Raw genomic sequence first — 20,096 nt, forward strand, 5'->3', positions numbered from 1 at the left:
TTGCTTTTGTCTTTTATCACAATTGGTGTGATATATATAAGTTATATTGATTGGAAAGATAAAAAAAGAAAGTAGCAAATAATTATTTTTTATTTGAAGATAAGTTTAGTGCAATAATTTCTAATGCTTGTTTCATTTTCTCTATATTAGATTTATACATACTTATATCTTTCTCGACTCTTGAGTATTGATATCCTAATGAATCTGTTATGTTTATTATTTCATTATTTAGTTCTTCTGCATTTATATCTTTGCAATATGATAACTCTGTTGCTAATTTGTATATTCCAATAGCATTGATACGACTATAATAGTCTGACTCTTTCGTATAGTTTTCAAGTTTGGATAGAAATTTACTTAGATTCTCTTTTTCTAATAAATTAGCTTCCCTAATTAATTCTTCTGACATTTTACTTATTTCAGTAGGATTGAATCCATTGCAATTACATATTGCATTAAAAAGTTCTTCAATATGTTCAGTTGGTTTATATCCGCTTGTGAATTTATTGAATATTTCTTTTAAACCAGTAGCAAATAACTTATTATTATTAAAATTTTTTTGATGACTTAATAAATGTAATTCTACAAGCAGTTCATCCGCAAGTTTTCTATAAATAGGAGGAATGACGTAAGGAAATTCCTTATGGAAATCAGATTTACTGTCTGAAATTGTTGCTCTAACGCTCAATGCCAAACCTAGATAATTCTTAAGAGACCTTAGCTTACCTCGTGACTTAGCTAGGATCATGAAAACCGACCATCCCACATCGTTTAATGATTCCAATAGTTATTGAAGAATCTGGAAGAGGAGAAAGAGCCTTTGACATTTACTCCAGGCTTTTAAGGGAAAGAATTGTTTTTCTGGGTGAACCAGTAACGAGTGATTCTGCAAATAGGATTGTTGCGCAACTCCTTTTTCTAGAAGCAGATGATCCAGATAAAGATATTTTTCTCTATATCAACTCACCTGGTGGATCTGTTTATGACGGTCTTGGTATATTTGACACAATGCAGCATGTAAAGCCAGATATACATACCGTATGCGTTGGCCTCGCAGCGAGTATGGGTGCTTTTTTGCTTTGTTCTGGAGCGAAGGGAAAAAGAAGTAGCTTGCTTCATTCCAGGATCATGATTCATCAACCACTTGGTGGTGCTAGAGGTCAGGCGAGTGATATCAGAATCCAAGCTGATGAAATTCTTTTTATTAAGGACAAATTAAATCAAGAATTATCTGACAGAACTGGTCAACCTATTGAAAGAATAAGAGAGGATACTGATCGAGATTTTTATATGTCTCCTTCGGAAGCTGTTGACTATGGAATTATTGATAACGTTTTTAATAAAAGGCCAATAAACTCAGTTTAGAATTAAGTGTTATTTTGGATCTTGCAGAACAGGAATAAATCTATCCTTTTCAGGAATGACTGTAAATTCAGAGAGAATTTTGCAAAATTCTTCTCCATCCATTGTTTCTTTTTCAATTAAAATTTCAACTAATTTATCCATGGCAGTTCTATTATTTGAAACTAATTCAAGTGTTTCTTTATAGCACTGTTTAACAATCTTTCTAACTTGCTCATCAATTTGTTTGGAAATTTCGTCTGATATGTCTGAAGTATTCATTAAACTTCTACCAACAAAAACTTCTTGACTGTCACCTTCTAAAGAAACTGGTCCGAGACTACTCATTCCAAATCGGGTTACCATTTGACGTGCCATTGATGCAACTTGTTGCACATCACCACCTGCACCAGTTGTTACCTCTTCCCTTCCGAAAATAATATCTTCAGCAGCTCTTCCTCCTAATGCTCCCATTATTCTTGCTTTTAATTGTGCCCTGCTTATTAATGTTTGATCGTCATCTGGGGAGAACCATGTCAGGCCTTTTGCTTGTCCCCTAGGAATAACAGTAACTTTTTGTACTGGATCATGATCTTTTACTAAAGATCCTATTAATGCATGACCAACTTCATGATAAGCAATAAGTCGTTTGCTCCTTCCATCGACAAGAGGTTGGCCTTCCATTCCTGCGATTATGCGATCAACTGCATCATCAATTTCAGATAGTCCTATTTGGTCCTTTCTTCTTCTTGCTGTAAGTATTGCTGCTTCATTAAGCAAATTTGCAAGATCGGCACCTGTAAAACCTGGAGTTCTTCTGGCAATACTTTCTAAAGTTAAATCCTTTTCTAATTTTTTATTTCTGGAATGAACTTTAAGTATTGATAATCTTCCAGAAATATCTGGTGCATCAACAGTTACTTGTCTATCAAACCTTCCTGGTCTCATCAATGCAGAATCAAGTACATCTGGTCTGTTAGTTGCTGCAATGATAATAATTCCACTGTTTCCTTCAAAACCATCCATTTCAGTTAGTAGTTGATTAAGTGTTTGTTCTCTTTCATCATTTCCCCCACCTATACCTGCGCCCCTCTGCCTACCAACTGCATCAATTTCATCGATGAAGATTAAGCAAGGATTATTTTCTTTTGCTCTTTTAAATAAATCTCTTACTCTGCTTGCTCCCACACCAACAAACATTTCAACAAATTCTGATCCTGAGAGGGAAAAAAATGGAACACCAGCTTCTCCAGCAATCGCCTTTGCTAAAAGGGTTTTTCCTGTTCCGGGAGGGCCAACAAGCAATACACCTCTTGGAATTTGAGCTCCAACAGAAGTAAATCTCTCTGGTTGTTTTAAGAAAGTAACTACTTCTTCCAAATCTTGTTTGGCTTCATTTACTCCAGCTACATCATCAAATTTGACACCTGTTTCTGCTTCCATAGCAAATCTTGCCTTGGTTTTACCAAATTGCATTGCTTGACCTGGCCCACCTGGCATTGAATTAGATCTCCTTGAAAGAAGAATCAATCCACCAATGAGTATTAATGGGAAGAGGAGATTGCCAAGTATTCCTAAACCTGCTGGAGCTGTTTTCGGTGGATGAATATCAAAACTTATTCCTTCATCTTTGAGGGAAGAAACTAATTCAGGAGCTAATCCTGGCAGGTCAACTCGTAATCTTTGAACTCTATTATCAATTTCAGGATCGATTGATTCGACTATTGCATTTCTACCTCCTTCGTAAATATCAACAGAAGTGACCCTCCCTGCTTTTACATAATCGAGGAACCTTCCGTAGCTAATTCTGGCTACTGGTGCATTTCTTGATGCGTTAGAAGAATTTGTTTGATTAATTTGAGTATTGGTTGCTGAGCCAAGTATTTGCCAAGTAATTAAAATTACTATTGTTATTGGAAGTACCCAAAGAGCTATAACTTTCCATTTCTTATCCATGAATTTTTAGAACTTTTCGACAGATTCTAATGGGGTAATGCCCCTTTCTGTTGAATGATTTCAACAGTTCCTTAAAAATAGTGAGAAAAAATATTCAAAAAAATTTAATTTATAATCTAATTTAACTATTTTAAATTAACTATTTATAGACTTCTAAGTGCGGTAATTGGATCTAGTTTTGCAGCTCTTTTTGCTGGTAATACGCCAAAGGTTAAGCCTATTGTACCTGAAATCATTACTGTTATAAATACTGTTCCTAAACCAATTGTTGCGGGTAGTGGTGTTAGAAAAGAAACAATTTTTACAGTTGTAAGTCCTAAGCCAGTACCAGCAATTCCACCTAGGCTAGAGAGGATTAATGATTCAATTAGAAATTGTGTTGAAATATCAAGTCTCCTAGCTCCTAGTGCCTTCCTAAGGCCTATTTCTTCAGTCCTTTCACTTACAGATACCAACATTATATTCATAATGCCTATTCCTCCAACAAGTAATGATATGCCGCCTATTGCCGCTAACATTAGTGTTAGTCCACCTGTAATACTTGATACTATTTGCAAGGCATCTTTTTGAGATCTAACAGCGAAATCATCATCTCTAATTATTTTATGTCGTTGTCGCAATAAATTAGTTATTTGGAATTTAGCAGCTTTTGTTGAATTTTCATTTATTGCTTCAACGCTTATAAAACTAAGACTTATTCCATATGTAGGATCCTTTCCAGTAATGCGGCTAACCATTGTTGATAGCGGGATATATGCATTTTTATCTTGATTATTTCCAAATACAGCTCCCTTAGGTTTCATTACTCCCACAATTTCAAAAGACTGGTCTTTAATCCTTATTCTCTCTCCTAAACTATTTCTTTCATTAAAAAGCTTTGCCTCAAGATCAGGTCCTATAACTACAACATTTTTAGCTCCTTTTGAATCTTGATCATTTATAAAACGACCTTTAGCTATTTCGAAGCTTCTTACAATTAAAAAATCTCTAGTCACTCCTGAAATTGAGCTACTAGTGCTTTTAGATCCTGCTTGAATGACTTCACTTGATGAAATTTGAGGTGCAACTCTTTTTACAGTTGGGACTTGTTTCTCTATTGCTATTGCATCTTTAAGAACTAGATTTCTAGGAAAAGCAACTCCTCTTCTTCTGGTGTCATTATTTCCAGGTACAACAAATAATACGTTTGCACCTAGATTGCTTAATTGATTTTCCGCAAGGTTTTGAGCACCTCTTCCTACTCCTACAAGTGTTATTACCGAGGCATTACCAATAACTATTCCTAGCATTGTTAATAGGCTTCTAAATTTATTAGATTTAAGATTCTTAATTGCCATTCCCGAGGTTTCAGCTAACGGGAGTTTTCTTTTCATATGTATTAAATAAAAGAGTTTTTAGGCTCTTCTTCCGAGCTAACTATCCCTACTTTAACTAAATCAGTTGAACCGCTTACGCCAGTTAAGGTACCTGCTGTTTCAACAACCAGATCTCCTTGTTTAAGTATTTTCATTTTTTTGGCCATATTCATTGCATCATCAAATGTTTTTGATGTACTTGTTTGATTCTCAATTAGGAGTGGAGTGACACCCCAAACAAGTTGAAGAGTGCTAGCAACACTCTTTTCATTGGTTACCGCTAAAACTGGGGTTGCGGGTCTAAATTTACTCACGTTTTTTGCAGTCGCACCACTTTTTGTAAGTGGAATTATCGCCGCAGCGTTTATCTGTCTAGCAATGCTACTAACAGCTGCACTTATTGCATTAGGTATTGTGCTTGGAAGATGACTTTCTAAGGCCCTTTGTGGATAATCTCTTTCAATTCTTTTTGCAATTGTGGCCATAGTTGCGACTGCCTCAATTGGGTAATCGCCTACAGCAGTCTCATTTGAGAGCATTACCGCATCTGTGCCATCTAGGATCGCATTTGCTACATCACTAACTTCAGCTCGAGTAGGCCTGGGACTTGAGGCCATTGAATCAAGCATTTGTGTGGCAGTGATAATTGGTATTCCAAGGCTGTTTGCTTTTTTGATGAGTTGTTTTTGTAACAATGGAACTTCTTCTGCAGGCATTTCTACACCAAGATCTCCCCTTGCCACCATGACTCCATCACAAAGTTTTAAAACAGAATCGATTTGATCAATTGCTTCGAATTTTTCTATCTTTGCTACTACTGGAGTATCAAAACCATGATTTCTAATTAAATCTTTTATCTCTATTAAATCTGATGGATTTCTTACAAAACTAAGAGCGACCCAATCAACTCCTTGTTTTAATCCAAATTCTAGATCTTTTTTATCTTTATCTGTTAAGGCCCTAATTGATAATTGAACGTCAGGAAAATTTACGCCTTTGTTATTAGAAAGAACTCCACCTACAGTTATAGAGCAAATTAATCTTTGCTCTTTCACATCAACTTCTTCTACTTTCATTTCTACTCTTCCGTCGTCCAATAAAATTCTATTTCCAACTGTAACTTCTTCGGCTAATTTCTTATAAGTAACATTTGCTTGATCCTTGTTACAGTCAATAGTCTTTGATGTAAGAACAAATTTATCTCCATTTTTAACATTAACAGGACCATTCTTAAATCTACCTAATCTAATTTTTGGTCCTTGTAGATCTTGAAGTATTCCTATATGAATTCCAAGTTCTTCTGAAACTTGTCTAATTGTTTTTATTCTTTGAGCATGTTCATCATGGTCCCCATGACTAAAGTTTAGACGGAACGTTGTAGCGCCAGCTTCGACTAATTTAGTTATTTGGCTCGCACTCTCAGTTGCGGGGCCTATCGTGGCAACAATTTTGGTCCTTCTAGCGAGATCGAGTATTGTCATTTAGTGGACTTGTGATAACAAAAAACTAACATCTGATTGTGATTGAATTGTCAACTTTGTTTTTTCAATAAAATAAACATGGAATTAAATCATTATCAAAGGGAATCTCGAAAGACTGCTCTTTATCCTAATGTTGGTAGCAATGCTGTTTATCCAACACTAGGTCTTGTTGGTGAAGCAGGGGAAGTTGCTGACAAAGTCAAAAAAATTCTAAGAGACAAAAAGGGTGTATTTGATAAAGATAGTAAGGATGCAATTAAATTTGAACTTGGTGATGTTCTTTGGTACATCTCACAGCTTTCTACCGAATTAGGCTACGAATTAGAGGAAGTTGCTAATGCAAATTTGCAAAAGCTTGCTAGCCGAAAAAATAGAGGAAAAATTCAAGGAAGCGGGGATGATCGTTAATCTTAAGATTAATTATCCATACATCTGAAATCCTCCCATGGCCAATGCAGCTGCGTTGCCAAGTATTCCTTGAACAACTCTAATAACTACAAAAGCTAATATAGGGGACAAATCTAAACCACCTAATGGAGGGATTATTCCTCTGAAAAAATTTAAGTATGGATCAGTAATAGCACATAAGTTTAAAAGTATTGGGTTACTCATATCAAGATTAGGGAACCAAGTCAGCAAGACCCTAATAATCAAGATTGTTGAATAAATTCCAAGTGTTTTTAGAAGTACAAGCAAAATTGTAGGAATAATTTCGTAACCCATTAGTCAGAAAATTTATAAATATATTATGCCGCATTTTTATCTTCTGTTTGATCTGGTTCAGGTAATACAGAAAAAGTTTGATGAAATTTTTCCGAAAGTGTTAACCAGAATGATCGTCCATCCTTTTGTCTTCTTCTCTCTACAAAATTTTTTTCAACAAGTTCTTTTATGTGGTCGTATGCCCCTGACCCTCTTAAATCAACTAATTCGGATTGAAGTATTTTCTTTTTTAATGCAACTGTTGCAAGGGTTCTGAGTGTTGCGATTGATAAATCTGCTGGCAATAAATCTTGCACTAACTCACCTAGTCCTTGTCTTAGTTCTAAGCTGTAATAATTTTTACTTTCATTTATTTCTAGAGCAGTATCGCGTTGAGCATACCCTGCTTTTAGCTCCCAAAGTGCATTTTCAACTTCATTAATATCTTTATCAAGTAGATCAGCCATTTCTTTTGACGATGTAGGTCTTCCTTTGAGATAAAGGATTGCCTCAATCCTCGCCGGTAATGAGATTTGTCTGGTCTCATTCATGATTCTTCTTGTTGAATTTATTTTTTTTGATATCCAAAATTACCGTGTCTAATTAATCTGTGCACCTAAAAATAATTTATAAGCGGGATTATCTGTTTCTTTCCAGTTTTTGTAACCTACTTTATGAACAAATTCATTCCAAGCTGGAATATCGGAATCTTTTACTAGTACTCCTATTACTATTCTCCCAGTGTCTGCACCATGATTTCGATAATGAAAAATGCTTATTGTCCATTCTGGTCTCATAGAGTTAACAAACCTCATTAAGGCTCCTGGTCTTTCTGGAAATTCAAATCTGTAAAGCAATTCTCGGTATTCTCCTTTAGATATTTCGCTGATTGATCTGGGGAGTCTTCCTCCTACCATGTGTCTTAGATGTACCTTAGATAATTCATCATTACTTAAATCATGACAATCAAAACCCTTCCTTTTGATCTCGGCGATTAGTAATTCCCTATCATCAATATTTGAAACTTCTACACCCATAAATATTTGAGCTGTTTTTCCTTCTGACATTCTGTAACTAAATTCAGTTAAACTTCGAGACCCAAGTGTTTCGCATAAAAGTTTTAAACTACCTGCTTTTTCGGGAATTCCTACAGCAATCATTGCTTCTTTTTCTTCTCCTAATTCAGCCCTTTCTGCTACAAACCTTAGGCGTTCAAAATTCATATTTGCACCACAAGCTATTGCTACTAGGTTGTTATTTTTTAACTGATTATTAACTACATGTTTCTTTAAACCAGCAATGGACAATGCACCTGCTGGTTCAAGAATCGATCGTGTATCCTCGAAAACGTCCTTTATGGCTGCACAGATTTCGTCAGTATTTACCGTAACCATTTCATCAATATTCTTTTTACAAATCGAGAACGTCTTTTCTCCTACCTTTCTTACCGCTACACCGTCTGCAAAAAGGCCAACACTTTCAAGCTCAACTGGCTTGTTGGCTTTTATAGAAAGTGTCATTGCGCAGGCATCTTCAGGTTCAACACCAATTATTTTTGTATCTGGCCATATTGATTTTACGTATGCACTTACTCCTGCAATAAGTCCTCCTCCTCCCACAGCGATGTAAATAGCGTCAGGTTGTTTATGACTCTGTCTAAGTATCTCTAGACCTATCGTGCCTTGTCCCGCTATAACTTCAGGGTCATCAAATGGATGGATAAAAGTTAGATTTTCTTTTTTTGAAATTTCTAGTGCTTTTTCGTAGCATTCATCATATGTTTCACCGAAAAGAATAACTTCTGCTTTGTGTGATTCCACTGCTCTTACTTTCATTATGGGAGTTGTAAGAGGCATTACAATCACTGCTTTGCATTTAAGAAAGGATGCACTTAAAGCAACTCCCTGTGCATGGTTCCCAGCGCTTGATGCAATCACTCCTTTATTAAGCTCTTCCTTTGTTAGCTGAACCATGCGATTAAATGCACCTCTTAACTTGAATGAAAAGACAGGTTGAAGGTCTTCTCTCTTAAGGAAAATATGATTTTTGAATTTTTTACTTAAGTTTTTTGCCCTTTCTAATGGGGTTTCTTCGGCAACGTCATAAACACGAGCTCTTAGTATTTTTTGTAGATAGTCCTCCATATCTAGTTTTTCACCGATTTTTGGTTTATGTATTTTCTACATTCCATTTGTTCTTGTGCAAGTTTTATCAAAATGTAGGGTAGACCTCGTAGATTGGAGGGATTCAATCTCAGAGTTATATGCGTCTGAGCCAGTTAAGTCATCCGAATGAGCTCCATGGCTTGGCCATTAGTGAATTGGAAGATGTTGCTTGCCAAATAAGAGAAAGGCATCTTCAAGTTGTTTCTACTAGTGGTGGGCACTTAGGTCCAGGTCTTGGTGTTGTTGAGTTAACAATTGCTCTCTATCAGACTTTAGATCTAGATGTTGATAAGGTTATTTGGGATGTTGGACATCAAGCTTATCCACATAAGTTACTTACTGGAAGATATGAGCGATTTGATTCGCTTAGACAGCAAAAAGGAGTAGCTGGTTATCTAAAAAGAACAGAAAGTAAATTTGATCATTTTGGAGCAGGGCATGCGAGTACCTCCATTTCAGCTGCTCTTGGTATGGCTATTGCTAGAGATCGAAAAGGTGAAGATTATAAATGTGTAGCAGTTATTGGTGATGGTGCTTTAACTGGTGGTATGGCTTTAGAGGCCATAAATCATGCTGGACACTTACCAAAAACACCACTTTTGGTTGTTTTAAATGACAATGACATGTCAATTTCTCCGCCTGTTGGTGCATTGTCGACTTATTTGAATCGCATGCGTCATAGTCCACCTGTTCAATTCATTTCGGATAGTGTTCAAGAAAGTGTCAAAAATCTTCCATTTATGGGAGATGCCATCCAAGAGGAATTTAAATCTCTTACTGGGAGTGTTAGACGTCTTGCAGTTCCTAAAGTTGGAGCAGTTTTTGAGGAATTGGGGTTCACTTACATGGGCCCTGTAGATGGACATGATATTGCTGAATTGACTAGGACATTTAATGCTGCTCATAAGGTTGGAGGACCTGTAATGGTCCATGTCGCTACTACGAAAGGAAAAGGTTATCCATATGCTGAGGCTGACCAGGTTGGCTACCATGCTCAGTCTTCCTTTGATTTAACTACAGGAAAATCTATTCCCTCTAAAACCCCAAAACCTCCTAGTTTTAGTAAAGTTTTTGGTCAAACATTGGTAAAGCTTTGCGAGCAAGACACCAAGATAGTAGGCATTACTGCAGCGATGGCTGAAGGTACTGCTTTAAATCTTTTACAGAAAGCTATTCCTGATCAATACATAGATGTTGGTATAGCTGAACAACATGCTGTAACTCTCGCTGGTGGAATGGCTTGCGAAGGCATCAAGCCAGTTGTTGCGATTTACAGTACTTTTTTGCAACGAGCATATGATCAGTTAATACATGATATTGGAATACAAAATTTACCTGTTACTTTTGTATTAGATAGAGCAGGCATAGTTGGTGCAGATGGCCCGACTCATCAAGGGCAATATGATATTAGTTATTTAAGATGTGTCCCCAATTTCACTGTTATGGCTCCAAAAGATGAGTCCGAATTGCAGCGAATGTTAGTTACTTGCATTAATCACAATGGTCCATCAGCTCTAAGAATTCCTAGAGGCTCTGGAGAAGGTGCAGCGTTGATGGAGGAAGGATGGGAGTCTCTAGAAATTGGTAAAGCTGAGATAATAGAAGAGGGGGATAATTTATTAATAATTGGCTATGGTTCTATGGTTTGCCCAGCTATTAAAACAGCCGCAATACTTAAAGAATTTGGCATCAATAGCACTGTTATTAATGCACGCTTTATAAGACCATTAGATGAGGAAACTATTCATAAAGCTGCTATAACGATAGGTAAAGTAGTAACAATGGAAGAAGGAACATTATTGGGAGGTTTTGGATCAGCAGTCGTTGAATCTTTTAATGACAATGATATTTTTGTTCCTACATTAAGAATTGGAATACCAGACAAACTAGTAGATCATGCGACTCCTCAACAAAGCAAAGAATCACTTGGCTTGACTCCGGAAATGATGGCTGATCAAATTAGAAATAAATTTAATTTTAATTAATTATCAAACAATAAAAAAGGATTATTAAAAAAATAATCCTTTTTTTCTATTGAATTTTAGAAACTAAATTATAAAACGCCTCTGGCAGCAAGGCCCAAAATTGAGCCTATTCCCAAAACATGACCTAAGCAGTTTGCAGCAACAAAAGAACCATGACTTAGACCGCCATAGAATTGTGAATTAGGCATTGGAAAACCTTCGTTTGGCTTTTCAATGTTTGACCTTGCAATTGCATAAGCAAGTAAATTGCAAATGATCATCACAACGGCACATTTTGGAGACCACTGAAATGTCACTGGATCAGCTGCTGCTAATAGAGTTGTGATCATCTTTTATCCCTATTGAATAATTCTATTATTGACTATAAAGAATGCTTTTGCGTCAAATGTTACTCACCTCTTAAGAGTTTTTTACTTCCGTTTTCGTTTTCAATGACTGGAGCATCAAAACAAAACCATAAACAACAAATGCATCGCTAATCGTTAAAAACGATTCTGCAAGTCCGTGCAGTACATCTACATTTGTTAATTCATCCCCAAAATAAATTTGTGCGATTATTGCAAAAACTATTGTCATGAATACAAATAACAGCGTTAACTTAAATCCTAAAAATGATAATTTTGGTATCGCTTTTGTTTTTCCTGCATAACGCAGGAATACTAGATAAGGGATTAGTGAAAGGATGAAAAATGGACTAGGATCAATTCTTGCAATTGACTGAAGACTAAGGATTGACATATTCATTGGTTTGGTTGTGATGACTCAGATCTAAACAAGTTCCAAGCAGCAAATGCAAGACATATATTTCCTAAAGTTGTAAGTGCTGCCTGTAGTACAACTAGTCCTTTTAATTCAAGACTGTTGTCAAATATATGCCAAGTGATAGCGGCCATAGCACTAGCAAGGTTTGGCAACATTGCCAAAGCAAAATAACCCAATGCCTTGTTATTGGATATTGATGAAATATGGTCAATTACTATTATTGCAATCACCCACTCAAATAGAGTTGCAATGTGGATAAACCATGTTCCTAAGGAAAGTTCATGCATATATATTCTTTTGTTTAATAAGTTCTTCTAAAACTTCTTGAGCATGCCCTATGGGTCTTACTCCTATCCATTTATAAACAACTATACCCCTTGGATTGATCATAAATGTATTTCTTTTTGAATAGGGATCCAACCATGAATCATATGATTTACTTATTTCACCTGTTGTATCTGATAGTAGGGTATATCCAAGTTTTGCGGATGTACAAAATGATTCATGTTCTTCTTTATTGTCAGCTGAGATTCCAACTACAGAGGAATTAAGTTTTTTAAACTTAGAAAGGTTATCTTGAAATCCTTTGGCTTGTAATGTACAGCCACTTGAGAAATCTTTAGGATAAAAATATAAAATTAACCATTCACCTGAAAAATCATCAAGAGACCATTCCTTTTGATTTGGATTATTTTTATTGAAACCATTTAATAAAAAATCAGGTGCTTTTTTACCAAGACTAACGGAATTTATACTTGCTAATAATCTTGAAGGTTTAACAAATAAAATACTAGAAAATAAAAAAAATGATTTTATAAATTTTCTTCTTTTCATTTGATTAACAAATCAAATTTAAAGTTTGTTTAGATCTACCCCTAGTGTTTTGGCATACTTTCCTAATCCTTTCTTTTGAATAGTTTTTAGTGCTCTTGTCGTTACTCTTATATTGATCCATTTGTTTTCTTCTTCCCACCATAATCTCCGCTGCTGCAAATTTGCTTGCTGCAATTTTTTGGTTCTAATATGGGAATGGCTGACTGACATTCCATTGTTAGCTCTTGTGCCTGTAAGTTGGCAAACCCTAGACATTTTTTAAACTTAATCGTTTTTTTATTCTATCAAATGAGGTTGAGATTATACGAATTTTTGCATTAATTTCCCTAACACCTCAGCATTCCTTGTTTGAAAAGCTGCGATATCTTTATTCTCTAGACCTCCTATTGACAATTTAGCCATCTCATAAACATGGATAGCGATATCACTGGCTAATTGACCTTCCTCTGATTTGCTCGATCCTTCAATAACTATTGGGTTGGAATTTAACTTGATTAATCCTTTAATAAGTGGATGGTTTGAATTGACGATTAAATTATGATATTCAGGTAGACCAGGAAGTTTCTGTTCCATTAATGCTGTTATATCATTAATCCTTCTCATTTGTTCTGGTAATAATATTAATGACGGTGGAGAATTCTCACCTTTAAGGCTTTGAACTTGTACGGTCACTTTCTCGTTGTTTAGAGCTGAACTAATAATCTTTTTGAGTGTTTCTGACTTTGTATTTCCATCTTTATCTGCAATTTCAGGCGAATCATCTTTAATACTTTCATCAAGTTCGGAATCGACTCTAACAAAATTTATTTCTTTATTTTTTTCTTCTAACCAAGGAATAAATTGGGTGTCAATAACAGTATCAAGTTTTAGAACTTCTTTTCCTTGTGAAGTCCACATGTTGAGTGCTGTTGATTGTGAGACTTCATCAGTTGAATATAAAACCTTTTTGTTCTCATCAGTTAGCCTATTCTTATAATCTTCAAGGGTGGTGAAAGTCTTTGAACCAGATTTTATTAGTTCATTAGTATCTTCCTTATCTGCTGAAGTGTTTTTTGTTGTCGAATATAAAATTATCTCTTTTACTTGTTCGGCAAATTTCTCATCTTCCATAGCACCTATTTTTATAAAGGGTGATATGGAGTCCCAAATATCTGCATAAAATTGGGTTTCATCTTTCTTTAATGTTTTAAGCTTATCGGCTAGTTTCTTAGCAATAAAGTTACCGATAGATTTAACTCTTCTGTCTGATTGTAATGCGCTTCTACTTACATTTAAGGGAATATCGGGTGAATCTATTACTCCCCTCAAAGGTAATAAGTATCTAGGTACAATTTCTTTAATTGAATCGCTAACAAATACCTGATTACAGAATAGTTTTATTTCACCACTTTCCCAATCGGCTCTTCCACTTATCTTTGGAAAATATAATATACCTTGCAGATTATATGGATAGTCTGTGTTTAGGTGAACCCATAGAAGAGGATCGCCTTGAAAAGGATAGAGATATTTATATAGTTCAATATAATCTTCGTCTTTTAAGTTTTGTTTGCTTTCTCTCCATGGTGGATTCATTTTATTGATAACTTCTTCTTCAAGTGAGATTTCAATAGGCATGAAATCACAATATTTTTTTATTAATGTTTTAATTCTGCTTGGTTCAATATATTCAATTTCTTCTTCCATTAAATGTAAAATTATATCAGTACCTATTTCTTTTTTATCTGATTCATCAAGTGAATATTGAGGAGATCCATTACATTTCCATTGAATAGCTTGTGAATCATTCTTTGCTGATTTAGTTATAATTTCAACTTCTTCTGCAACCATAAAACTCGAATAGAAACCGAGTCCAAAATGACCTATAAAACCGTCATCTGGTTGTTTATATTTTTCAAGAAATTCTTCTGCACTTGAGAAAGCTACTTGATTTATATATTTCTTTATTTCATCACTGGTCATTCCTATTCCATTGTCACTAATTGTCAATGTCTTATGTTCTCTGTCAATTGAGATTTTTATTTTTTCATCTTCAGCTGCGACACAATCTCCGGCAAAGGCGGCCATTTTCCTTTTCTTGATTGCATCTACGGAGTTACTTATAAGCTCTCTAATGAATATTTCATGATCTGAGTAGACTGCTTTTTTTATTATTGGAAATATATTTTCTGTGTGAATTAGAATAGTTCCTTCTTCTTTAACAGGCATGACTTATTAAAATTTTTATCATCATAGCGAGATACATTTATATTTAGGCATTAAAAGCAAAAGTATTATTGTTTACAGCTCGATAGTTTTCGATCCCTGACAATTATTGAGAATATTTAGTTAATTTATATCAATCTATCCACTCAATCTTTGTGCATCTATTGGATTTCAAAAGTTGATTTGTTGCATCATTAGTCTTTAGAGGTTCATGGGAAATTACAGAAATAATTCCCTTTTTGTGCCATTCCTTTTGTTGTTTTAGTGCTTTATATAGACTTTCACTTTGCTTGTATGCGATTAATACTTTTTCGTTTATACCTTTAATTTCCTCGTTTGAGGAGACTAATTCCCTGATTTTATCAATGCTAATACTAAATCCAATTCCGAAGCTATTATGCACGCTAGAACTGAATTTCTTTACCAAATCATCATATCTACCACCTTTAGCAATAATAACAGGAGCACTTGGGGATGATGAAACGAGTGAAAAGGTTAAACCACTATATAATTTATATTTAGTCCCTAATGTAGGGTCTAGTTGCACTTCTATACCTTTCTCTTTAGCTAATGGCTCAATAATAGTAAACAATTCTTTTAGGTTTTCAATGTAAGAATTCGATCCATATATATTTTCCAGATCGGTTAATACTTTTTCTGGTTTTCCTCTCATATTCAAGATCTTTTTTATAAACTTTCTTTGTTCATCTTTTAAATCTAGTTTACTCAATCCAATGTAATCAAGATCGCAGAGTATATTTTTTATTTGATCTATTTTGGTTGAATCAAATGAGCTTAAAATCATCTCTAATAGATATGTATTTCCAATTAGCAATGTCATTTTATATTCCTTATCAATTTCAATTATTTTTAATGATTCAATCAGTAGAGAAAGAAGTTCTATCTCGGCATTAATAGCTTTAGTTCCTATCAATTCTACTCCACTTTGGAATGATTCCTCAATATCTATACCACCATCAATACTTTGATTGCATTTAAATGATGTGCCTGTCGACCAGAAACGAAGTGGCCTTTCATATTCATTAAATCTAGTAGAAGCTGCTCGAACAATTGAAGCTGTTATTTCAGGTCTTAATCCAAGAGGTTCATCGGAAACAATTTTTAGTATTTCATTGTTCGAAATTCCACCAGCTGCCATAAGTGTGTCTAGACGTTCAATATGTGGCGGTGATATTCGCTCATATCCCCATAGTTGATATAAAGATGAAAGTTTTGATGCAATGAGATGGTTCTTTCTTACTTGCTGAGGATTTAAATCGCGTGCACCCGAGGCAGGTTGCAATGTCATTATTTGAATCTTTTTATTACTTTAGGATCACATAAATTAGGACAATTTTCCACCATAAGAGTTAGGAGTTAATGGCCTAATTTTTTCGAGTTCTTTCATGAGCTCATTTTGTATCTTTGGATTGCAAGCAAGAATTCTGCCGGTATTTAGATCAAAATTTCCGGAAGGATAGTTGGATACTATTCCACCTGCCATCTCAACTAGTGGTACTCCTGCTGCCATATCCCATTTCGCAAGCCCGCGTTCCCAAAAACCGTCCACTTTGCCTGATGCTACAAATGCTAAATCTACTGCGGCTGCTCCTCCTCTTCTGACGCCATGGGTACGATGTGTTAGCCAACAAAATTCTGCATAATTATTATCTAGTATTTCTCGTCTGTCATATGCGAAACCAGTAACTAAGAGTGAATTAGATAAGGAATTTGTGCTCGTGACATTTAACTTTTCGCTATTACAAAATGATCCATGCTCTGGAGAGGCATAATAAATTTCATTTAAAGAAGGTACAGATATTGCTCCCAAAATTGGATTGCTATTCCAAATTAAACCAATTGAAGTCGCAAAGAATGGATAGCCATGGGCATAGTTTGTTGTTCCATCAAGAGGGTCTATACACCATTTTAATTCTCCAGCTTTTAACTTATATCCACTTTCTTCAGCAAGAATAGAAATGTTAGGAGTCTCTTTTTCTAAATAATCTATAATTATTTTTTCACATTCTATATCTGCATTAGTAACAAGATCTCCAGCTGTTCCCTTACATTTTATTGTTTTAATCCTTCCATAATTTTCCATTAGTGATGCTCCTCCTCTTTCAGCCGCATGCTTTGCAATTTCTAGTAATTTATTAATGTCATCTTTAGTTAGGCCTGCATTCAACGATGCCGTTTTACATGAGGGTATACCCATAACAATTTTTTTTAATTATATTAATCATCTTCTATTGGATGATTCTATTTATCTTTAAATCAATTTATTCTCATTAGTACTTTAATTGTTACTAGCACCTTCTTTATTATAAATAAACTAAATAAATAAATTCGACATTTAAATTTTTAACAAGAGCTCTATTGTGGTATATATTTAAATTCAGCATTTGAGAGATATTTCATTGCTGAATTTAAGGAGAGGTGGCCGAGTGGTTGAAGGCGCAGCACTGGAAATGCTGTATAGGGGCAACCCTATCGAGGGTTCGAATCCCTCTCTCTCCGTCCCATAAAGTTACTTTTAATATAAAAGCTTTAAAGTTTATCCAAATTTTCCAGAGATATAGTCTTGAGTTGATTTTTGCTTCGGCGAATTGAACATTTTTTTTGTTTTATCAAATTCAACTAAAAATCCTATTTTTCCACCTAAATCGTTATCTTTTTTCTCTGTGTTGAAAAAAGCTGTGTAATCACTGACTCTATTAGCTTGTTGCATATTGTGCGTAACAATAATGATTGTAAAATTCTTCTTTAACTCATGAATTGTCTCTTCAATTTTTAATGTAGACAAGGGGTCAAGTGCTGAACATGGCTCATCCATTAGTATCACATCAGGTTCAATAGCAATTGTCCTTGCTATGCATAATCTTTGTTGTTGACCGCCAGATAATGAATAACCACTTTCGTTTAATTTATCCTTGCACTCATCCCAAACAGCTGCCTTTTTAAGAGATTCTTCTACTAATTGATCCATATTACCTTTATATCCATTAACTCTTGCACCAAAGGCAATATTTTCGTAAATACTTTTAGGAAAAGGATTGGGTTGTTGAAAAACCATTCCAATTCTCCTTCTAACTTCAACTGGATCTATATCCTCTGCATATATATCTATCCCTTCAAAAATAACACTGCCTGATAATTTGCAACCTTCTATTAAATCGTTCATTCGGTTGATTGCTCTAATGACGGTTGATTTACCACATCCTGATGGACCAATAAAAGATGTAACTTGATTCTTTTGAATATCACAAAACACATTTTTAACTGCAAGTGAATTGCCATATGTTATTGATACATTATCTAGTGAGACTGAAGATGTAGATGTTATATTTTTTTTATTCATTATCTTATTTTATCTTTAGTTTTGATCATAATTATACTTTGTTTTTTGAAAAAGCACCAAGTGTGACTATCCATCTTGAAAGGATATTAAGACTTAAAAGTACAACAACTAATATGAATGATGCTGCCCATGCTAGTTGATTTTGGGCTTCATATGGTTCAAGAGCGAAATTGTAAATTAATACTGATAATGAACCCATTTCATAGAAAAGATCATCAAGACTTGTAATGTAGTAACGGGAGAAAAGAGCTGTAAATATTAATGGAGCTGTTTCTCCTGCTGCCCTGGCGAGTGCTAATAATACACCTGTAGAAATTGAACTAAATGCAGCTGGCAATGTGATATTTGTTATCATTGTGAATTTTGATGCACCAACTCCAAATGCAGCTCTTCTCATGTCATTTGGAACTAATTTAAGTGCTTCATCAGTAGTTTTAATTATTGTTGGAATCATTAAAATTGAAAGTGATATTCCGCCTGCTATACCGCTGAACATTGATCCAAATAGTATTTTGGTAGAGACAATTATTGCGTATATAAATACACCAGCAATTATAGAAGGAATCCCAGCAAGTACATTTGATCCAAACCTTATAAATTTAGCAAACTTTCCAGATTTTGAATATTCGGCAAGATATATTCCACCTCCGACTCCAACAGGTATTGATATGATTGAAGCAATAACAGACATTATAAAAGTCCCAGTAATTGCTGGCCCTATTCCTCCTGCTGAGAGAAGATCATCTCCTGGTGGCTCGGGTTCAAGTATTAAGGTATCTAAGTTTATATAACTACCACCTTTAATTAATACATAGCTTATGACTAATATTAAAGGAAGTACAGAAATGATGGCAAAAAGAGCAGAAGCTATTGTTAAGGCTTTGTTCCCAATATTTCTTGTTAGAGAGGGATTATAAGTTAGTGATTTTTGTGAAGTATAATTCATTTACTGATATTTTAAGCTTAATCTTTTAACAATCCACTGAGCAAATACATTAACCAATAAAGTTAATATCATTAGGATTAATGCAGCATACATTAGAGAGGAGACTTGGCTTCCATCTGCTTCACCAAATTGATTGGCAAGCATGGATGAAATTGTATATGAAGGAGCAAATATTGACCAACTAAAGTTATTTGAATTGCCAATAATCATTGTTACTGCCATTGTCTCACCCATAGCTCTTCCTAGGGCAAGTAAAACTCCTCCTGTTATTCCAGAAATTGCGGCTGGAATAATAACTTTAAAAATAGTAGTCCATCTTGACGCTCCAATTCCATAGGCAGCTTGCCTAAGTTTTGATGGAACTTGATTTAGAGAATCTTTTGAAATCGATGTAATTATAGGTAATATCATTACCACAAGTATTAATATTGCTGGCATCATTCCAGCGCCCAAAGGTTGTGTGCCAAAAAATGGTATAAATCCAAATAGTTCGTAGATTATGTTCAAAAATGGTCTAATAAAAGGTTCCATAATAAATACAGCCCATAGACCTAAAACTACTGATGGAATAGCGGCTAAAAGCTCAACCATTATTCCAATTACGTTTCTTATATATCCGGGAATTATATTTTCAGTTATAAATATTGCAGTGCCAACGCCCAATGGAATTGCAATTAATAATGAAGCAATCGATGTAAAAAGGGTTCCATAAATAGCTGTGAATGCACCGTACTCATCTGTAACTGGATTCCATGCAGAGCTAAAAAGAAACCTAAGTCCATATCTTGAAATCGATTCGGTTGATTCATAATAAACAACTGCAAATATGGAAAAAAGCACTATTGCTACCATTGAAGCCATGGCAACAACAATATTTTTAAAACCAACATCTACCAACTTCTCTGAAGTTGGTCTTGTTCTCAGTGAAAATTTCGATGTCCTTGCTTTGTCCACGCGCAAACGCAATATACATATGAATCTATATCTAATTTCAAATTTTTCACTA

The 20,096-nt window shown here is 34.8% G+C and carries 20 protein-coding genes, 1 tRNA gene and 1 pseudogene; 4 read left to right on the forward strand and 18 right to left on the reverse strand.

The window, feature by feature from the left end; all coding sequences use genetic code 11:
- Window positions 1-82: 82 nt before the first annotated feature.
- Window positions 83-688 carry a photosystem II biogenesis protein Psp29 gene (gene psb29, locus DNJ73_RS04705; protein WP_158466769.1) on the reverse strand — a complete coding sequence of 202 codons (606 nt, stop codon included), beginning with the start codon at window positions 686-688 and terminating at the stop codon, window positions 83-85.
- A gap of 86 nt (window positions 689-774) precedes the next feature.
- Here psb29 and clpP point away from each other — a divergent pair, with 86 nt between their 5' ends.
- A complete protein-coding gene (clpP, locus tag DNJ73_RS04710; RefSeq protein WP_158466544.1) occupies window positions 775-1,365 on the forward strand; it encodes an ATP-dependent Clp endopeptidase proteolytic subunit ClpP in 591 nt (196 codons plus the stop codon).
- Between the two features lie 9 nt (window positions 1,366-1,374).
- Here the strand turns inward: clpP and ftsH are convergent, their stop codons facing one another.
- From ftsH to pyk, 3 genes and pseudogenes are all read right to left on the reverse strand, one after another.
- Window positions 1,375-3,297 carry an ATP-dependent zinc metalloprotease FtsH gene (gene ftsH / locus DNJ73_RS04715; RefSeq protein WP_158466545.1) on the reverse strand — a complete coding sequence of 641 codons (1,923 nt, stop codon included), beginning with the start codon at window positions 3,295-3,297 and terminating at the stop codon, window positions 1,375-1,377.
- Window positions 3,298-3,440: 143 nt separating this feature from the next.
- Window positions 3,441-4,670, reverse strand: a complete 1,230-nt coding sequence (locus DNJ73_RS04720) for an ABC transporter permease (protein ID WP_158466546.1) — start codon at window positions 4,668-4,670, stop codon at window positions 3,441-3,443.
- A 35-nt stretch (window positions 4,671-4,705) separates the two neighbouring features.
- A pseudogene (pyk, locus tag DNJ73_RS04725) lies at window positions 4,706-6,133 on the reverse strand (pyruvate kinase); the annotation flags it as partial.
- A 78-nt stretch (window positions 6,134-6,211) separates the two neighbouring features.
- Between pyk and DNJ73_RS04730 the strand changes: the two are divergent.
- Window positions 6,212-6,541 carry a nucleoside triphosphate pyrophosphohydrolase family protein gene (locus DNJ73_RS04730; protein ID WP_158466548.1) on the forward strand — a complete coding sequence of 110 codons (330 nt, stop codon included), beginning with the start codon at window positions 6,212-6,214 and terminating at the stop codon, window positions 6,539-6,541.
- Between the two features lie 12 nt (window positions 6,542-6,553).
- Here the strand turns inward: DNJ73_RS04730 and DNJ73_RS04735 are convergent, their stop codons facing one another.
- The 3 genes from DNJ73_RS04735 to ilvA are packed head-to-tail and all read right to left on the reverse strand — an operon-like array spanning window position 6,554 to window position 8,979.
- On the reverse strand, window positions 6,554-6,856 hold the full coding sequence (locus DNJ73_RS04735; protein ID WP_158466549.1) for a YggT family protein: 303 nt from the start codon (window positions 6,854-6,856) through the stop codon (window positions 6,554-6,556).
- A gap of 23 nt (window positions 6,857-6,879) precedes the next feature.
- Complete coding sequence (gene scpB / locus DNJ73_RS04740) at window positions 6,880-7,386, reverse strand: SMC-Scp complex subunit ScpB (protein WP_158466550.1); 507 nt, start codon at window positions 7,384-7,386, stop codon at window positions 6,880-6,882.
- Window positions 7,387-7,434: 48 nt separating this feature from the next.
- Complete coding sequence (gene ilvA / locus DNJ73_RS04745) at window positions 7,435-8,979, reverse strand: threonine ammonia-lyase, biosynthetic (RefSeq protein WP_158466551.1); 1,545 nt, start codon at window positions 8,977-8,979, stop codon at window positions 7,435-7,437.
- A 119-nt stretch (window positions 8,980-9,098) separates the two neighbouring features.
- Between ilvA and dxs the strand changes: the two genes are divergently transcribed.
- The gene (gene dxs / locus DNJ73_RS04750; protein WP_158466552.1) at window positions 9,099-10,985 is read left to right on the forward strand and encodes a 1-deoxy-D-xylulose-5-phosphate synthase; all 1,887 of its coding nucleotides are present in this window, start codon (window positions 9,099-9,101) and stop codon (window positions 10,983-10,985) included.
- A gap of 68 nt (window positions 10,986-11,053) precedes the next feature.
- Here dxs and psaK read toward each other — a convergent pair whose 3' ends face one another.
- The 8 genes from psaK to DNJ73_RS04790 all read right to left on the reverse strand — a co-directional run bounded on the left by psaK (window position 11,054) and on the right by DNJ73_RS04790 (window position 17,001).
- A complete protein-coding gene (psaK, locus tag DNJ73_RS04755) occupies window positions 11,054-11,314 on the reverse strand; it encodes a photosystem I reaction center subunit PsaK (protein ID WP_158466553.1) in 261 nt (86 codons plus the stop codon).
- Between the two features lie 70 nt (window positions 11,315-11,384).
- The gene (locus tag DNJ73_RS04760; protein WP_374027160.1) at window positions 11,385-11,723 is read right to left on the reverse strand and encodes a DUF3593 domain-containing protein; all 339 of its coding nucleotides are present in this window, start codon (window positions 11,721-11,723) and stop codon (window positions 11,385-11,387) included.
- A 2-nt stretch (window positions 11,724-11,725) separates the two neighbouring features.
- Window positions 11,726-12,034 (reverse strand): DUF2499 domain-containing protein, encoded by a 309-nt coding sequence (locus DNJ73_RS04765; RefSeq protein WP_158466555.1) that lies wholly within the window; start codon window positions 12,032-12,034, stop codon window positions 11,726-11,728.
- Window positions 12,027-12,581: a peroxiredoxin gene (locus DNJ73_RS04770; RefSeq protein ID WP_158466556.1), complete on the reverse strand. Its 555-nt coding sequence runs from the start codon at window positions 12,579-12,581 to the stop codon at window positions 12,027-12,029. The genes DNJ73_RS04765 and DNJ73_RS04770 overlap by 8 nt, the downstream gene beginning before the upstream one ends.
- A gap of 18 nt (window positions 12,582-12,599) precedes the next feature.
- Window positions 12,600-12,836, reverse strand: a complete 237-nt coding sequence (rpmB, locus tag DNJ73_RS04775) for a 50S ribosomal protein L28 (RefSeq protein WP_158466557.1) — start codon at window positions 12,834-12,836, stop codon at window positions 12,600-12,602.
- Between the two features lie 45 nt (window positions 12,837-12,881).
- Window positions 12,882-14,786 carry a molecular chaperone HtpG gene (gene htpG / locus DNJ73_RS04780; RefSeq protein ID WP_158466558.1) on the reverse strand — a complete coding sequence of 635 codons (1,905 nt, stop codon included), beginning with the start codon at window positions 14,784-14,786 and terminating at the stop codon, window positions 12,882-12,884.
- Between the two features lie 130 nt (window positions 14,787-14,916).
- Complete coding sequence (locus tag DNJ73_RS04785; protein WP_158466559.1) at window positions 14,917-16,092, reverse strand: ATP phosphoribosyltransferase regulatory subunit; 1,176 nt, start codon at window positions 16,090-16,092, stop codon at window positions 14,917-14,919.
- A gap of 36 nt (window positions 16,093-16,128) precedes the next feature.
- Window positions 16,129-17,001, reverse strand: coding sequence for an inositol monophosphatase family protein (locus tag DNJ73_RS04790; RefSeq protein ID WP_158466560.1), 873 nt, complete (start codon window positions 16,999-17,001; stop codon window positions 16,129-16,131).
- 215 nt (window positions 17,002-17,216) lie between these two features.
- Between DNJ73_RS04790 and DNJ73_RS04795 the strand changes: the two genes are divergently transcribed.
- Window positions 17,217-17,303 (forward strand) — tRNA-Ser (locus DNJ73_RS04795).
- 37 nt (window positions 17,304-17,340) lie between these two features.
- On the opposite strand, the gene pstB is transcribed toward DNJ73_RS04795, so the two are convergent.
- Genes pstB through pstC form a run of 3 tightly spaced genes read right to left on the reverse strand, consistent with a single transcriptional unit; the run spans window position 17,341 to window position 20,044 of the window.
- Window positions 17,341-18,144: a phosphate ABC transporter ATP-binding protein PstB gene (pstB, locus tag DNJ73_RS04800; protein ID WP_158466561.1), complete on the reverse strand. Its 804-nt coding sequence runs from the start codon at window positions 18,142-18,144 to the stop codon at window positions 17,341-17,343.
- 31 nt (window positions 18,145-18,175) lie between these two features.
- On the reverse strand, window positions 18,176-19,090 hold the full coding sequence (gene pstA / locus DNJ73_RS04805) for a phosphate ABC transporter permease PstA (protein ID WP_158466562.1): 915 nt from the start codon (window positions 19,088-19,090) through the stop codon (window positions 18,176-18,178).
- Window positions 19,091-20,044 carry a phosphate ABC transporter permease subunit PstC gene (pstC, locus tag DNJ73_RS04810; RefSeq protein ID WP_158466563.1) on the reverse strand — a complete coding sequence of 318 codons (954 nt, stop codon included), beginning with the start codon at window positions 20,042-20,044 and terminating at the stop codon, window positions 19,091-19,093.
- Between the last annotated feature and the right edge of the window lie 52 nt (window positions 20,045-20,096).

Origin of the sequence: Prochlorococcus marinus XMU1408, assembly GCF_003208055.1 — a bacterium.
Taxonomy (GTDB): domain Bacteria; phylum Cyanobacteriota; class Cyanobacteriia; order PCC-6307; family Cyanobiaceae; genus Prochlorococcus_B; species Prochlorococcus_B marinus_A.

Excerpts from the sequence above, each read along its gene's own strand:
- clpP (WP_158466544.1), top strand. The coding sequence starts at position 775 with ATGATTCCAATAGTTATTGAAGAATCTGGAAGAGGAGAAAGAGCCTTT.
- ftsH (WP_158466545.1), bottom strand. The coding sequence starts at position 3,297 with ATGGATAAGAAATGGAAAGTTATAGCTCTTTGGGTACTTCCAATAACA.
- DNJ73_RS04720 (WP_158466546.1), bottom strand. The coding sequence starts at position 4,670 with ATGAAAAGAAAACTCCCGTTAGCTGAAACCTCGGGAATGGCAATTAAG.
- DNJ73_RS04730 (WP_158466548.1), top strand. The coding sequence starts at position 6,212 with ATGGAATTAAATCATTATCAAAGGGAATCTCGAAAGACTGCTCTTTAT.
- DNJ73_RS04735 (WP_158466549.1), bottom strand. The coding sequence starts at position 6,856 with ATGGGTTACGAAATTATTCCTACAATTTTGCTTGTACTTCTAAAAACA.
- scpB (WP_158466550.1), bottom strand. The coding sequence starts at position 7,386 with ATGAATGAGACCAGACAAATCTCATTACCGGCGAGGATTGAGGCAATC.
- ilvA (WP_158466551.1), bottom strand. The coding sequence starts at position 8,979 with ATGGAGGACTATCTACAAAAAATACTAAGAGCTCGTGTTTATGACGTT.
- dxs (WP_158466552.1), top strand. The coding sequence starts at position 9,099 with ATGCGTCTGAGCCAGTTAAGTCATCCGAATGAGCTCCATGGCTTGGCC.
- psaK (WP_158466553.1), bottom strand. The coding sequence starts at position 11,314 with ATGATCACAACTCTATTAGCAGCAGCTGATCCAGTGACATTTCAGTGG.
- DNJ73_RS04760 (WP_374027160.1), bottom strand. The coding sequence starts at position 11,723 with ATGTCAATCCTTAGTCTTCAGTCAATTGCAAGAATTGATCCTAGTCCA.
- DNJ73_RS04765 (WP_158466555.1), bottom strand. The coding sequence starts at position 12,034 with ATGCATGAACTTTCCTTAGGAACATGGTTTATCCACATTGCAACTCTA.
- DNJ73_RS04770 (WP_158466556.1), bottom strand. The coding sequence starts at position 12,581 with ATGAAAAGAAGAAAATTTATAAAATCATTTTTTTTATTTTCTAGTATT.
- rpmB (WP_158466557.1), bottom strand. The coding sequence starts at position 12,836 with ATGTCTAGGGTTTGCCAACTTACAGGCACAAGAGCTAACAATGGAATG.
- htpG (WP_158466558.1), bottom strand. The coding sequence starts at position 14,786 with ATGCCTGTTAAAGAAGAAGGAACTATTCTAATTCACACAGAAAATATA.
- DNJ73_RS04785 (WP_158466559.1), bottom strand. The coding sequence starts at position 16,092 with ATGACATTGCAACCTGCCTCGGGTGCACGCGATTTAAATCCTCAGCAA.
- DNJ73_RS04790 (WP_158466560.1), bottom strand. The coding sequence starts at position 17,001 with ATGGGTATACCCTCATGTAAAACGGCATCGTTGAATGCAGGCCTAACT.
- pstB (WP_158466561.1), bottom strand. The coding sequence starts at position 18,144 with ATGAATAAAAAAAATATAACATCTACATCTTCAGTCTCACTAGATAAT.
- pstA (WP_158466562.1), bottom strand. The coding sequence starts at position 19,090 with ATGAATTATACTTCACAAAAATCACTAACTTATAATCCCTCTCTAACA.